This window comes from Microbacterium meiriae (assembly GCF_040685015.1).
Lineage (GTDB): Bacteria > Actinomycetota > Actinomycetes > Actinomycetales > Microbacteriaceae > Microbacterium > Microbacterium meiriae.
Map to the genome: position 1 here is coordinate 33,310 of NZ_JBFBHD010000002.1, position 13,357 is coordinate 46,666.

Below are 13,357 nucleotides of genomic sequence, written 5' to 3' on the forward strand. Positions count from 1 at the left end.
GTGCACCTGAAGCTGTCATAGGTGATTCTCAGGCAACGCCGGTCGTTCCGAGAAGCGACCCGAGTGCGAACGTCGCGGCGAGAGCGAGCGCCCCGCCGACCACGACCCTAACCGTCGGCCGGACCGCAGGGTTCCCGCCGATCCTCGCGCTCACGAACCCCGTCAGCGCCAGCGCGAGCAGGACAACGATGAACGTGATCGGGACGCGCAGGTCGACGGGCGGCAGCAAGATCGCCAGCAACGGGAGCAACCCACCGATAGTGAACGCAAGAGCCGACGCTCCAGCGGCAGCCCACGGGCTCACCACGTGGTCTTCGGTCATTCCGAGCTCTGCTTCCAGGTGCGCGGTGAGGACGTCGTGGGCGGTCAGTTCTTCCGCGACCTTGCGTGCTGTCTCGGGAGTGAGCCCCTTCGCCTGGTAGATACCGGTGAGCTCTTCGAGCTCCGCAGCGGGATCATCGACCAGCTCCTGGCGTTCTTTCGCGATCAGCGCCCGCTGGCTATCGCTCTGACTGCTGACCGAGACGTACTCGCCCAGCGCCATCGAGACCGCCCCACCGACCAGCCCTGCGATACCCGCCGTCACCAGAGGCGCGAAATCCGTCGTCGCCCCGGCGACGCCCACGACGAGCGACGCAACCGAAACGATGCCATCGTTGGCGCCAAGTACGCCTGCCCGCAGCCAGTTCAATCGCCCACCGAGATCGCCAGAGTGAGGCTCGTTGCGGTGGGCGCCCTCAGGCGCGTTGTCGTCCATGGCGTTAGCTAAGCATCCTTCGACTGGTTTCGCAGACTGATTCAAGATGATCGCGGATCCAATACAAAACCGCAACTGGGCTCGCTTTGGAACGCTGGCGTGATCTGAAGCTTCAGGTCAATGGGGAGCGTCCAGTGCCAGCCCCCGTTGTCCCGAAGCGTTGAGCCGCGGGTGGATTGTGCTGTACGACGAGCTCCCGGTCTGATCGAAGCTCCGTGGGACTGCCGAGGGTCTTGGTGACTCTTCGTGTTAGGCCGCGGATGCGGCCTGTGTGGTCATGATGGCTTCGAATTCGACGGGCGCAACTTGCCGAGGGCTCGCTGTCGACGGCGCCGGTAGTAGGTCCGTTCGCTTCAGGTTACGATGGCGAGGCGGAAGTCGTTGCCGGGGGCCCATCGGCGCGCGCAAGGAGTTCGATCATGCCCAGGCGCGGATCGGCAAGATGGAAGAGCTCGCGAAGGCCGAGTTCGAGGACAACTCGCACCTCCCGGCGACCCCTCGTCAATGGTTCTCTTCATCGGTAGGGACGAGAAGTGGGACGCGATTTGCGCCGAACATGGGCTCACACGTCCTACCTACGACAACAAAGCCTTCTTGCGGCGTACGAGTGCTCAACTCGACTCGGCGCGACTTTTTGACCGCCGCGGGCGGACTACTCATCTCGACGGCCGCGAGCGTCGGCTCGCTCTTCCTCGTCGCCTGAAGCACGGCGAACATAGCCTTCGTCCCGCGATGGGCTGCTCGTGCACTGGAGCTTTCGTCAGACCTTCACGCCCAGGCGTTCACTCGTCTCCAGAGAGACTCGTCAGGGAGGATTGCTGGTCCGTCGAATGCGTGCTCGACGCTGCTCGAACCTTGCCGCTCCCGCCCTCCCGCTGAAGCAACAGGAGATGGCCTCTCACCCAGCGGTGCCGTATAGCGGGGAGGGTGGATGCGGCGGGAGCCGTGGCGCAGGCTTATACAGTCGCGATGTATAAGCCTGACCAAAACGGTTGGCACAGCGACAGACATACTTGCGGCCGTCCGTCGAGGGAAACAGCGTCGATGCTGTTCGCGTGGCGACTGCGACTAGCTGAATGCTTGCAGCTAGCCCGCGCAGGGTCGCACCTGAAGCGAGGGGCTTCTCCTCGGTCAAGGCTCATCGTGGCGGGTTCGAGTATGGCGGCGGCGGACCTCTTCGAGTATCTCCTCGAGACTGCGGACACCGTCGACGTAGTCCTGGGCGTCACGGAGGGCACGAGGCGTCGGCTTGAGTCCGTCCAAGACACCCGAGTGCAGGGCTTCTGCGGCGCCGTTGATTCGCTGCGCACGAGTGAGGCGGGGAGCTTGGTCGTTCGCCAGTCCGCGGAGGACGGCGAGACTCGGCGTTGCCATCCGAAGGTTCTGCATGTCGAGGATCCCGAGGTTCCACTCGTGGCCGTCGCGTCCGAGGCTAGCGACCCGCCGTCCATCATCGGTCTGTCCGCCTCCTGCGATATGCATGTGCCCGTGAATGAGAAGCTCCGGGTGCACAGCGTCCCAGACTTCGCTCACGCGCGCGCGTGATGCTGCGGAAGCCTCGAGTGCCATCCTCGGAAACCGGTGCGGGTTTGTGCGCAAGACCTGGCGAACGGCGCGGACGGGGTTGTTGGCCGGCGACTCGTGGGTAAGCATCAGATCCGCCCGCCCACCGGCGACAGCTGTCGCGACGTGGTCATCGGTGATCGTCTCATCTGGCCACCAGGTCCGCCCTTCTTGGCGGGACTCGCGATCGACGGACGCGGCGCCGCCAAGCGCCAGAACAGAGCGTCCGCCGATGGTGAGGCGGGCTGGCCGTGGGAGGATCCAGGTGAGCTCGGATACCCTTACGGCTTCCCCGGGATGTCGATCGAGCAGCGGAGTGATCTGACCGTAGTCGTCGTGATTCCCGAGGACCACGTAGAAGCGGTCGATGTTCGTGTCGGCGAAGATCGCGTCGACCTCGCGCGGCGACATCTGCCAATCCCCTAGGTGCAGCAGCGTCGTCACATCGGGTGCCAGCGACGGGAGTGCCCGGGCGACCACACGAGCCCAATCTGCATTGCCGTGCCAGTCGCCGCACACCGCGACGCGCCGATCGGGCAAAGAGATCCTTTCTGTGTGTTCAGACAATCTCATCCCGACTCCGTTCAGCGGCGAGCACCACGGCCGTGCACCGGGCGATCCTGCAAGCATCTCAAGCAAACATGCGTCGAGTCTGTTCGCATGGAGCGTTGTCCTCCGTTCGGCGATTCTCGACGCGAGCTCTGTCCAACGCGGGTGTCTCAACACGCGTGCTTGACGACCTACAGCTGAGCCTTGCCGGCTCGATGTTGTCGCGCATAGGGAGGCGTCCAAACCACTCAGAGAAAGCTGCTTATGACTAACATCCACGCCTCGACTACGCCGCAGTCAGACATCGAACTGCCGGACTTCCCCCGCCCCACCACTGACGAGTACGTGCGAGACATCGACCCGTCGCCTCTTTACTCGCATCTCGCATGCACTCGCTATGTCATCGGTACCTGGGACGGCTACGGCGTTCGCGTACTTACCAACGAGACGGACGAGTACGCAACCATCCACTTCCGCATTCCCCGGGGATTGCCGGCCGACTGGGCGTCGCAGCTCGCCACCTTCTCGACGCAGCGCATCTCCTACACAGACCGAGATCGCTCCTGGGACGAAGAATCCGGGGGCTGGCCCACTTCGAACCGAGACCGCTGGAGTGCCTTCGTAGACTCGGTCCTCGCCGCCATCGACTTCGCGCGCGCCGCCTTGGAAACTGCGGTGTGGGCACACGCACGCGGCGAAGACTGGAGCTGGCCTTCATTCCCGCCCGGCAGGATCGAGACGAAGTACGAACTGTGGGGCGACGGCCACCCGAACCGGTACGACCCCGAAGAGGATTACGCACGGTACCTGGAGGAGAGCGGAAAGGGTGCCGGCGCTACCCCGGCGGGCGAAGTCGCCTTCTGACCCGGTAGTCGGCTGCTTGTCGCCCAGCTCTACGCGGCCTCGTCTCCGGCGTGTCGACCATCTCGGGCCCATTAGCCACCGCCACTAGAGCGTGTTGCTAAAGGTTGATTCGTGGTGTGCGGGTGACGCTCGGAGCGTGTACGTCTGTGAACTCCATGACCATGCCCGTGCGGCGTGCGGCGTGCGGCAGCGCCAGATTCATAAGACTGACGACGAACTTCCCGGGTTCCTCGTGCATGCACAAGTGTGCCGAGTTCCTGGTACATCAACCGGGCACCGAACATCGCCCAACTGGACGCCGGTGTCCAGACAATCCTGCGGCTGCTGGAGCTCGCGCCCAAGCTGAACGTGGTGCTGCTCCAGGGCAGCATGCGGAGCGTGCTTGGCGTGCCTGCACTGATTCTCAGTGCCGTGGCCATCGACAAAGTCAAGGAGCGGAGGAGTCCGCCGCACGTCGAACATCCGCGATGTGTTTTGTGGCTCTTGACGCCAGCAAGGATCGCCATCGTCGTCGATTTTCGGTGTAGGGCTGCGGTAACTGAGTGATAACCCGGAGGTTCTACAAGGAGCATTCAGGACAGACGCCCACCTAGTGAGCCGGATGCGGTTGGCGTGAGATCGACGACAGGGACCTACCGCGGTGATCTCCGTCCGGCGGCGACGGTGGGGAGGTTCTTCATCGCGTGAGACGTCTCCTCCTACTTGTCGTCACCAGCCAGGCGCCCCCGCCAAGGATGCCGAGACCAAGAAGCAGCGCGAGTATCGCTGTTGCCCCATCTGCTCCCGTAGAGGGGAGGGAATCCTCGAACGTGTTGGTAAAGACGATGCCGACGAAGCGCCCTTCACCACGAACCTTGAAGAGCCGGTAGACAGCCGCATCATCTTGCCTCCCACGGTCGATGAACCTGCTTACCACGAGAGCCGCTTGGTACAGTTCCGAAATGGATCACCTTTCCTCAGCGTCCCCCCACGTCCAGCCCGATGTCCGGGTGCGTGGTGCCCGGGAACACAACCTCAAGGACGTCGATCTCACGGTTCCGCGTGACGCGATGGTCGTGTTCACGGGCGTGTCCGGATCCGGGAAGTCCTCCTTGGCTTTCGGCACGTTGTACGCGGAGTCGCAGCGGCGCTACTTAGAGTCAGTTGCCCCGTACGCGCGGCGACTGATCGACCAGGCGGGTGTCCCCGACGTCGACTCCATCACTGGGATGCCGCCCGCAGTCGCCTTGCAGCAGCAGCGCGGAGGGCGCAGCGCGCGCTCCTCTGTAGGCAGCATCACCACGCTGTCGAGTGTGGTTCGGATGCTCTATTCGCGAGCAGGTGCATACCCAGATGGTCAGCCGATGCTCTACGCCGAGGACTTCTCCGCGAACACCGTGCAGGGCGCGTGCCCCGAGTGCCACGGCATTGGCAGAGTGTACGCGGTGACCGAGGAGCGGATGGTCCCCGATCCTTCACTCACCATCCGGGAACGCGCCATCGCATCGTGGCCGACCGCCTGGCACGGCCACCAGCTGCGCGATGTGCTGGTCGCGCTCGGCTATGACGTGGATGTGCCGTGGAAAGATCTGCCGAAGAAGGATCGGGACTGGATCCTCTACACCGACGAGACTCCGTTCGTCCCGGTTCACTCGCGACTCACGCTCGCTGAGGCTCGACGGGCGATCCAAGCGGGGATCGAACCGAGCTACTCAGGCACGTTCGTCGGCGCGCGACGATACGTGCTCGACACTTTCGCAAACACGAAGAGCGCGTCGATGAAGCGCCGCGTAGCCCAGTTCATGAGCGCAGCGGTGTGCCCGGTGTGCCAGGGGAAGAAGCTCAAGCCCGAAGCGCTGACGGTCACGTTCGAAGGACTGGACATCGCCGACTTCTCAGCCTTGCCACTGCGTGAATTGGCAGAACTTCTCGTGCCCGTCGTCGCCGAATCCGACCTCGAGGACGAGACCTCCGGCGCAACGATAGACGTCGAGACCAGGCGCGAGGCCGTCGCACAACGCGTCGCTGCAGGCGGGTCTGCGCACTCCGCTGCACCCGATGTCCGTCGCACGCCGAATCGGTCCGCCGAGAAGCGCGCCGCGGCAGCCCGCCTCGGTGCCGAGCTGCTGGACCGCCTGCGCCCCATCATCGACCTCGGACTCGGCTACCTCTCGCTGAGCCGTACGACGCCGACACTGTCCGGGGGGGAACTGCAACGACTTCGACTCGCCACGCAACTCACGTCGGAACTGTTCGGTGTCGTCTACGTCCTCGACGAACCGTCAGCCGGTCTCCATCCGCACGACGTCACCGCGCTGCTGGGTATCCTCGACGGCCTCAAGCAGCGCGGCAACAGCCTCTTCGTCGTGGAACACTCCGTCGACGTCATGCGGCACGCGGACTGGCTCGTCGACATCGGCCCCGGAGCCGGGGAACGCGGCGGGCGCGTGATCTACAGCGGCCCCACGGACGGGCTCGCGGAGGTCGACGAGTCGGTGACGCGCGGATACATCTTCGGAGGCAGCGGCCTCCCACCGCACCAGCCCCGTGCCGCCCACGACTGGTTGCAGCTGGAGCACGTCACCCGCAACAACCTGCGGGACGTATCTGTGGCGCTACCGCTCGGAACGCTCACGGCTGTCACTGGCGTGTCAGGGTCGGGGAAGTCCAGCCTTGTCAGTCAAGTCCTGCCAGCCCTCATCGGCGCCAGGCAAGGAGACACCCGTCGCATCGAGGAGGACAACGCAGAGGCCGACACCCTGCTCCTCACTGACGAGTCCGATGAACTCGGAGGGTCGGTCGAGGGCGACCTCACGACGGTCCGGCGTGTGGTGAGCATCGACCAGAAACCCATCGGCCGCACGCCCCGCTCCAACGTCGCGACCTACACAGGACTCTTCGATCATGTGCGGCGCCGGTTCGCCGAGACGCCGGAAGCTCGGACACGCGGATACAAGCCCGGTCGGTTCTCCTTCAATGTCGCAGGCGGCCGTTGCCCGACCTGTGAGGGTGAAGGCTCCGTGATGGTCGAGCTGCTCTTCCTGCCCTCGGTCTACACCGTGTGTCCCGACTGCCATGGCACCCGCTATCAATCGAGCACCCTGGAGATCACCTGGCGAGGGCGCAACATCGCGGAAATCCTCGCGATGAGCGTCGAAGAGGCTCACGAGTTCTTCGCCGGCGAGTACGACGTGATGCGCTCACTCACCTCGCTGGTTGATGTCGGGCTCGGTTATCTGCGCTTGGGACAGCCGGCCACAGAGCTCTCCGGTGGGGAGGCGCAGCGTGTGAAGCTGGCCACCGAACTGCAACGAGCGCAGCGCGGCGACACTCTGTATGTGCTCGATGAGCCGACCTCCGGATTGCACTGTGCCGACGCAGACCGTCTAGTTACCCACCTTCAGACTCTCGTCGATGCGGGCAACACGGTCGTGATGGTGGAACTCGACATGCGGGTGGTCGGCGCAGCCGACTACGTCATCGATCTCGGGCCGGGAGCCGGTGACGACGGCGGCACAGTGGTCGCGTCCGGAACGCCAGCAGAGGTCGCCGCGTCGAGAAACAGCGCTTCAGCACCGTATCTCGCCGCCGCCCTCGCCGAGGCCGCGACGCTGACGTCAGGGGCATAACCGGCTCTTTGCAGATGGGGGTGTAGACGTCGAGGGTGCGTCGTTGGCCGGGTAAGGTGAATCGCTCTGGGTTTCGTTCCGTTCCGTTCTTCAAGCAAGGATGGAATTGATGAATCAGAAGTAGTCGCCCGAGATGCGGGAGAAGGCGTTGCGGATGCTGGACGAGGCGAAGCCCTCGCATCCGAATCTCATAACCGCGGTGCGCCATGTCGCTGGGCTTCTTGGTATGAGCGCGGAGACGTTGCGGGTGTGGCATCGCCGTCGCGAAGTCGACGGCGGGCAGCGTCCCGGTGTGCCCACCGATGTTGCCGAGGAAAACAAGCGCCTGCGGGGTGAGAACGCTGAGCTGCGCAAGGCGAACGAAGTCTTCAAGGCCGCGAGCGTGTTCTTCGCGAAGGAACTCGACCGCTCCTGACGGGTCTGCCCCGCGCACACCGCTTCCGCTGTCCCGATAGCCGGTCGTCCACCGGTACAGGTGCGGACCATCCGGGTGAACGACCAGAACCCAGCAACTACCTAAGCCTTCGATTCCCGTAAGACTGTCCCGCAAAAATGCCCGGTGAAGGTGCCGTAAACGGGCTCTTCCCAGATGAGGGTGTAGTTGGCGTTGGCGTGGCGGTCCCGGGATAGACGTCGAGGTCTCCCGACGATGGAGGTTCCTACGCCATCCATCCGAAAGACCTCGACGTGTCCGACGCTACCCCGCCGGCCGGCTTCGGCCGCCCTGACCTGACCGCCTTCGCGTCCTATCCCAATCGACTCTGATCGGGTCTGCTGATGCTCTCGACGAGAACGCAGCGACATCGCAGCCACCCAACTCCGACCGTCCGGGAAGCCGGGACACGTCACATGGCCTGTGCTGCGGGCGTGTCGAGTGGGTCGTTCAGGGGGCGACGCAGGAGCGTCGACGCGACGTGCTGAGAGGTGATTCCAGTCGAGCACTGGCACACCGGCTACAGGCATGGCGATAGGTCAGGAACGGTGTCGCTCCCTACGCAGGAGGGAGCGCAGAGTCTCGGCGTTCGCGTAGCCGACTCGTAGCGCGATCTCGGCGGAGGTGAGGTCCGTGGTTGCTGAGAGGTGCCGAGCTCGTTCGATGCGAAGCCGTTGGACGAAGCCGAGCGGAGTCAGGTTGAGCGCCGCACGGACTCGTCTTTCGAGGGTGCGCCGGTTGGTGCCAAGTGACTGCGCGACGAAGGCGACGTTGAACGGTTCGTCCAGGCGGGCGCGCACGAAGCGTTCGAACTCGACGACGATCGAGTCCTCGTGCCGGAGATGTTCGTAAGCGACGAAGGCCGCCTGCGACGGGCGCTCGTCGATGATGAGGAGCTTGGCGACATGTTGGGCCAGGTCGGGGCTGATCGATCGCACGAGTGAGAGCGCGAGGTCGATGTGGGCGAACGCGGCGCCGGCGGTGACGAGGTTCCCGTCGGTCACGACCATGGTGTCGAGATCGAGGGCGACGGTCGGATAGCGCTTCAGGAACTCCGGCCCCAGGAACCAGCTGGTCGTCGCCCGCCGATGATGCATCCGTCCGGTCTCGGCGACGGCGAACACGCCGGTGCACGCCGCGGCGATCCGGGTGGTCGCCTCGTCGAGGCGCCCGAGCGAGGCGATGACCGAACGAGCATCTCGGCTCTGGAGGGCGTCGTTGGTAGCGGCGGCCGTAAGGGTTCCAAGCGCAGGGACAACGACCACGTCGAACTCTCCGGACTCCGACAGCGGGTGGTCCACCGACAGGGTCATCGATGCCGTCGTGGTCACTCGCCGTTTCGGTCCGAGGATGGCGAGTTCGATCGGGTCGATCCGCGGGTCGACATCGCCGCGGGCACCCTCGGCCACCCGCACGATGTCGATGATCGACGCGATAGCCGAACCGAAGCAGCCGTCGATCGCGATCAGTCCAATACGCATGACGTAAACAATAGCAATACTGCCGTATACGCCACTCCCCACCGGCCCTCGCTCGTCATACGCTGAACTCGTCCCACGAAGAACCCCGATTTCAAGGAGAGTCCCTCATGTCCACACCCGCATCACTTCCGTATGCCTTCGTCGCCAAGATCGTCGCGGCCGATGGACAGCACGACGCGGTCGCCGATCTGCTCGCCGGCGCTGTCGCACTCGCCAACGAAGAAGTAGGAACGATTGTCTGGTTCGCGGTCAGGACCCACGCCGACACCTTCTGGATCTTCGATGCATTCCCCGACGAGGCCGCTCGCGACGCCCACGCCGACGGCGCCATCGTCGCAGCCCTGATGGCCAACCAGCACCTCCTCGGCGCAGCACCCGAGATCCTGGCGGCCGACGTCCTCGCGTCCAAGCTCCCGTAGTCCGCCAACGCACGTCCGCAACGCGAACACAACACGAGCGCTGCCGGTCACAAACTCAACAGGCAAACCAACGGGCGGCTATGGAGCGGCTCGAGCCACAAAGCGCACGCCACATTCGAAGGAGCAATTGATGCCATCTATTCCTACATTGTCGTTGGACGACGCCAAACGTGTCATCGCGGCAGCAGAAGCTGAATCCAGCACGCAGGGTCAGCCCAGTAACATCGCCGTCGTCGATGCCGGCGGCAATCTCGTCGCTCACGTACGGATGGACGGAGCGTGGCTGGGCAGCATCGACATCTCGATCAACAAAGCTTTCACGGCCCGAGCGTTCGACACAGCCACCAAAGACCTCGGCGACCTCGCCCAACCCGGTGAGCAGTTCTACGGCATCAACGCCTCCAACAACGGTCGGGTGATGATCTTCGCCGGTGGCATCCCGCTCGAGCGCGACGGCCAGGTCGTCGGCGCCGTCGGCGTCAGCGGAGGAACCGGCGTCCAAGACCAGGCCGTCGCCGAAGCCGCCGCCAGCGCCTTCTGAGACCGACCCGCACCGAACCCGGCCCCCGGCCGGCACGAGGCTGGATGCGTGCGTCGTCGACGTAGCCGGTCACGGCTCGGACCTGACGGCCAACCAGCACCTCCTCGGCGCAGCACCCGAGATCATGGCGGCCGACCTCCTCGCGTCCAAGCTCCCGTAGTCCGCCAACGCACGAGACAACCGCGCCCCTCCGAGCCGTAGCCAGGTCGCGACGCAACGTCACGCTGCGTTGCCGAGCGGTGCGAGGCCTATCGACACACGGACAGGATGCCGGCCGCGAGGGGTCCGTCGCAGAGGAGAGCGACGTCGGTGTCGGGCAGAGCCGTGAGGCCAGCGCATCGCGCGACCACCAGACCCGAACAGCCCCTGCCCTGCGTTTCCGCAGGTCAGGGGCTGTTCGCCGGAGCCCCCTGTGGGAATCGAACCGACGACCTCATCACGTCGGCTTTGCGTCTATCGCTTGATGTGCCCACTGGGCGAACGAGCCGCTGACCTGCGCAAACGCCGAGCGTGGGGGGAGCCTGACACGGTTTCCCGGACACCTGAGTTGAGGCGATGATCGTCTCGGAAGGAGCCCGTGAGATGCCTGCTGCCCACTCGCCGGAGTTCCGGCGTCGAGCCCTGGATCTGGTCGCCCAGGGAAACCCTGTCGGTCAGACCGCTCGTGATCTGGGGATCAGCGAGTCGTGCCTTCGGAACTGGATAAACCGCGACGCGATCGACTCCGGCCGCAAGGCCGGGATCACGACCGACGAGCATATGGAGCTGGTCGAGCTGCGTCGCCGCAACCGCGTGCTGGAGATGGAGAATGAGATCCTCAAGCGCGCCAGCGCCTATCTCGCTCGGGAGAACGTACTCCCAAAATAGGGTTCCGGTTGGTCCAGGAGCTTGCCGCGGATGGGGTTCCCGTCGCGGTGGCCTGCCGGTTCCTCAGGGTGTCGACCTCGGGATACTACGAGTGGGCGTCGCGTCCGCCATCGCCGCGGACGATCGCTGATAGGGCGCCCCCGGCGACGATCCGGCGGGTTCACCGCGATTCGCGCGGCACCTATGGTGCCCCGCGGGTGCTGGCCGAGCTGCGGCTCGGGCTCGGTGTCCACGTGGGCAAGAAGCGCGTCGCCCGGGTGATGCGCCTGGATGGCCTGACCGGGGTGTCTCATCGACGCAAACGACGAGGCTGGAAGCCGGACACGGCGACGCACGAGGACCTCGTGAAGCGACAGTTCCGCGCGCACGAGCCGAACCGGCTCTGGTTCTGTGACATCACGCAGCATCGCGCGAAAGACGGGTGGGTTTACTGCGCCGCAGTGATCGACGCGTTCTCCCGCCGCGTCGTCGGCTGGTCGATCTCAGACAGAATCACCGCGGAGATCGTCGTTGACGCGCTCGAAATGGCTCGCTGGCGCCGCCGACCCGAGCCTGGCACCGTGGTCCACGCCGACCGAGGAGCGCAACACACGTCGTGGCTCTTCGGCCACCGACTCAGGCAAGCCGGACTGCTCGGCTCGATGGGGCGAGTCGCCTCATCGGTCGATAACGCGCTCATCGAGTCCTTCTGGTCCACGATGCAACGCGAGCTCCTCGACCGCTCAACCTGGACATCCCGGACCGAGCTGTCGTCGGCGATATTCGAGTGGATCGAGGGCTTCTACAACCCCACCCGCCCGCACACCGCGCTCGGCAACCTCAGCCCCGTGGAGTTCGAACGACTTCACAACCCCGCCGCAACCGCGGCATGATCAACACAGAGAAACCGTCCGGGAAACCGGGTCAGGCTCCACCGACCGCTCGCAACCGTTCAGGAGCAGGATGCAACCCTCGACAGTGTTCACCATCGGTCACTCCACACACCCGATCGAGGAGTTCATAGCGCTGCTCGAAAACAACGGCGTGCAACAACTCATCGATGTGCGGACGGTTCCCGGCTCCCGACATAACCCGCAATTCGGCGCGCAGGCGCTTGAGGAAAGCCTGACGCACGCAGGCCTGCACTATGCGCGGATGGAAGAACTCGGCGGTCTCCGCCACACCCCAGTGAATGTGGAGAGCATCAACGGCGCCTGGCGCAACAAAAGCTTCCGAAGCTACGCCGACTACATGCAAACCGAGCCCTTCGCGCGTGGAATAGACCGTCTGATCGATCGAGCAAAAGAGAAGATTGTGGCGATCATGTGCGCGGAAGCGGTCCCGTGGCGCTGCCACCGGTCTCTCATCGCGGATGCGCTGCTCGTTCGCCACATTTCTGTGAAGGACATCATGAGCGCCACCTCCACCAAACCCCACACACTCACGTCGTTCGCGTCGGTGGACGGGCAGCGGGTCTGGTACCCGCCCACTAACCTGGAAGGGCAACCGTAGGCATAGCGAGCCTCTCGCCGATGTGACCGAGTTGTCATTCCGAGAATGGATGTCGTCCACCATGGGCACACTGCACTACGGCGGGTCGGAAGCGCCGATCGTCAGCACCCCGGCGACGGACAAGGCGGTGGACGCGGAGGGCAAGGCCTGGCAGGTCGGCAACGCGCTCATTCAACGCCCCGGCACGGGCGAGGACATCGCGTACATGGCGCTCTACCTGGCCTCCGACGAGTCCTCTTGGGTGACCGGACAGAACTACAGCGTCGACGGCGGCGCGACCGCCGGGTGGCGGAACGACAGCGAGACGGACCGACTGGCCGCGAAGAACGGCTGACACGCGGGTCGCGGCGCGACCGGTGACGGACGGGAGGCACAACACCAACGCCCAGCTCGACACGCTGGTTCTCTCGCAGGCCGGAAGGGGCCCCGGGCGTCTACGCGAACTTCGTCAACCCGGAGGCGTTCTACGCCCTCTACGGCATGGAGTTGTGCGGCGGCGCGGGCGCCTGCAACCGCCCCCCGATCGACGGCACGGAACTCCCCATCCGGTGATCCCGTGGAAAACCAAACGACGAGCGCGCGAACGCGCGAAGGAGCCGCTGACACGGCGCAGCAGAAGCTCTGTTTCTTTGACCTTTCCGGCTGTCGAGAATACGTCGGCTCCCGCGACTCCGTTCCTACAATCTCGAACGCGCCCTACGGGCTTATATCGCTCGACATTGCGCGCGCTGCGCGCTCCGCCTCCGTTTTATCTCTGTCTGCCGGAAGGCGAAGAAAAACGGTT

Annotated in this window: 14 protein-coding genes and 2 pseudogenes; 11 read left to right on the forward strand and 5 right to left on the reverse strand. The window is 64.8% G+C overall.

Translation table 11 applies throughout. From position 1 onward, the window contains the following. Positions 1 to 28 precede the first annotated feature (28 nt). The 3 genes and pseudogenes from AB0N68_RS08650 to AB0N68_RS08660 all read right to left on the reverse strand — a co-directional run bounded on the left by AB0N68_RS08650 (position 29) and on the right by AB0N68_RS08660 (position 2,893). Positions 29 to 757 carry a VIT1/CCC1 transporter family protein gene (locus AB0N68_RS08650; RefSeq protein ID WP_105950107.1) on the reverse strand — a complete coding sequence of 243 codons (729 nt, stop codon included), beginning with the start codon at positions 755 to 757 and terminating at the stop codon, positions 29 to 31. A gap of 249 nt (positions 758 to 1,006) precedes the next feature. After that, positions 1,007 to 1,158, reverse strand: a pseudogene (locus tag AB0N68_RS08655) (IS3 family transposase); the annotation flags it as partial. A gap of 730 nt (positions 1,159 to 1,888) precedes the next feature. Then, on the reverse strand, positions 1,889 to 2,893 hold the full coding sequence (locus tag AB0N68_RS08660; RefSeq protein ID WP_105950106.1) for a metallophosphoesterase: 1,005 nt from the start codon (positions 2,891 to 2,893) through the stop codon (positions 1,889 to 1,891). Positions 2,894 to 3,133: 240 nt separating this feature from the next. Here AB0N68_RS08660 and AB0N68_RS08665 point away from each other — a divergent pair, with 240 nt between their 5' ends. Both AB0N68_RS08665 and AB0N68_RS08670 read left to right on the forward strand, forming a co-directional pair. Then, positions 3,134 to 3,733: a hypothetical protein gene (locus tag AB0N68_RS08665; RefSeq protein WP_105950105.1), complete on the forward strand. Its 600-nt coding sequence runs from the start codon at positions 3,134 to 3,136 to the stop codon at positions 3,731 to 3,733. A gap of 246 nt (positions 3,734 to 3,979) precedes the next feature. Next, positions 3,980 to 4,279, forward strand: a complete 300-nt coding sequence (locus AB0N68_RS08670) for a uracil-DNA glycosylase family protein (RefSeq protein WP_105950104.1) — start codon at positions 3,980 to 3,982, stop codon at positions 4,277 to 4,279. Between the two features lie 130 nt (positions 4,280 to 4,409). Here AB0N68_RS08670 and AB0N68_RS08675 read toward each other — a convergent pair whose 3' ends face one another. After that, entirely contained in the window at positions 4,410 to 4,649 is a 240-nt protein-coding gene (locus tag AB0N68_RS08675) for a hypothetical protein (protein WP_158698553.1), read from the reverse strand. A gap of 25 nt (positions 4,650 to 4,674) precedes the next feature. Between AB0N68_RS08675 and AB0N68_RS08680 the strand changes: the two genes are divergently transcribed. Further along, a complete protein-coding gene (locus AB0N68_RS08680; RefSeq protein ID WP_105950103.1) occupies positions 4,675 to 7,341 on the forward strand; it encodes an excinuclease ABC subunit UvrA in 2,667 nt (888 codons plus the stop codon). Between the two features lie 133 nt (positions 7,342 to 7,474). Next, complete coding sequence (locus AB0N68_RS08685) at positions 7,475 to 7,756, forward strand: transposase (protein ID WP_363332540.1); 282 nt, start codon at positions 7,475 to 7,477, stop codon at positions 7,754 to 7,756. A 557-nt stretch (positions 7,757 to 8,313) separates the two neighbouring features. On the opposite strand, the gene AB0N68_RS08690 is transcribed toward AB0N68_RS08685, so the two are convergent. Further along, positions 8,314 to 9,255, reverse strand: coding sequence for a GlxA family transcriptional regulator (locus AB0N68_RS08690; RefSeq protein ID WP_280566902.1), 942 nt, complete (start codon positions 9,253 to 9,255; stop codon positions 8,314 to 8,316). Between the two features lie 107 nt (positions 9,256 to 9,362). Between AB0N68_RS08690 and AB0N68_RS08695 the strand changes: the two genes are divergently transcribed. From AB0N68_RS08695 to AB0N68_RS08725, 7 genes and pseudogenes are all read left to right on the forward strand, one after another. Beyond that, on the forward strand, positions 9,363 to 9,674 hold the full coding sequence (locus tag AB0N68_RS08695) for a putative quinol monooxygenase (RefSeq protein WP_105950100.1): 312 nt from the start codon (positions 9,363 to 9,365) through the stop codon (positions 9,672 to 9,674). Between the two features lie 154 nt (positions 9,675 to 9,828). After that, entirely contained in the window at positions 9,829 to 10,215 is a 387-nt protein-coding gene (locus AB0N68_RS08700) for a GlcG/HbpS family heme-binding protein (protein ID WP_234024130.1), read from the forward strand. 82 nt (positions 10,216 to 10,297) lie between these two features. Beyond that, positions 10,298 to 10,375: pseudogene (locus tag AB0N68_RS08705) on the forward strand (antibiotic biosynthesis monooxygenase); the annotation flags it as partial. Positions 10,376 to 10,797: 422 nt separating this feature from the next. Next, a complete protein-coding gene (locus tag AB0N68_RS08710) occupies positions 10,798 to 11,082 on the forward strand; it encodes a transposase (protein ID WP_158698552.1) in 285 nt (94 codons plus the stop codon). A gap of 47 nt (positions 11,083 to 11,129) precedes the next feature. Beyond that, positions 11,130 to 11,954: an IS3 family transposase gene (locus tag AB0N68_RS08715; protein ID WP_234024242.1), complete on the forward strand. Its 825-nt coding sequence runs from the start codon at positions 11,130 to 11,132 to the stop codon at positions 11,952 to 11,954. An 85-nt stretch (positions 11,955 to 12,039) separates the two neighbouring features. Further along, a complete protein-coding gene (locus AB0N68_RS08720) occupies positions 12,040 to 12,573 on the forward strand; it encodes a DUF488 domain-containing protein (protein ID WP_200838805.1) in 534 nt (177 codons plus the stop codon). Positions 12,574 to 12,622: 49 nt separating this feature from the next. Continuing rightward, positions 12,623 to 12,907 carry an SDR family oxidoreductase gene (locus AB0N68_RS08725; RefSeq protein ID WP_199787651.1) on the forward strand — a complete coding sequence of 95 codons (285 nt, stop codon included), beginning with the start codon at positions 12,623 to 12,625 and terminating at the stop codon, positions 12,905 to 12,907. The last annotated feature ends 450 nt before the right edge of the window (positions 12,908 to 13,357 follow it).

What these genes read in the sequence shown, in the direction of transcription:
- AB0N68_RS08685 (WP_363332540.1), top strand. Translation starts at nt 7,475, where the DNA reads ATGCGGGAGAAGGCGTTGCGGATGCTGGACGAGGCGAAGCCCTCGCAT.
- AB0N68_RS08710 (WP_158698552.1), top strand. Translation starts at nt 10,798, where the DNA reads ATGCCTGCTGCCCACTCGCCGGAGTTCCGGCGTCGAGCCCTGGATCTG.
- AB0N68_RS08725 (WP_199787651.1), top strand. Translation starts at nt 12,623, where the DNA reads ATGTCGTCCACCATGGGCACACTGCACTACGGCGGGTCGGAAGCGCCG.
- AB0N68_RS08660 (WP_105950106.1), bottom strand. Translation starts at nt 2,893, where the DNA reads ATGAGATTGTCTGAACACACAGAAAGGATCTCTTTGCCCGATCGGCGC.
- AB0N68_RS08690 (WP_280566902.1), bottom strand. Translation starts at nt 9,255, where the DNA reads ATGCGTATTGGACTGATCGCGATCGACGGCTGCTTCGGTTCGGCTATC.
- AB0N68_RS08695 (WP_105950100.1), top strand. Translation starts at nt 9,363, where the DNA reads ATGTCCACACCCGCATCACTTCCGTATGCCTTCGTCGCCAAGATCGTC.
- AB0N68_RS08650 (WP_105950107.1), bottom strand. Translation starts at nt 757, where the DNA reads ATGGACGACAACGCGCCTGAGGGCGCCCACCGCAACGAGCCTCACTCT.
- AB0N68_RS08665 (WP_105950105.1), top strand. Translation starts at nt 3,134, where the DNA reads ATGACTAACATCCACGCCTCGACTACGCCGCAGTCAGACATCGAACTG.
- AB0N68_RS08680 (WP_105950103.1), top strand. Translation starts at nt 4,675, where the DNA reads ATGGATCACCTTTCCTCAGCGTCCCCCCACGTCCAGCCCGATGTCCGG.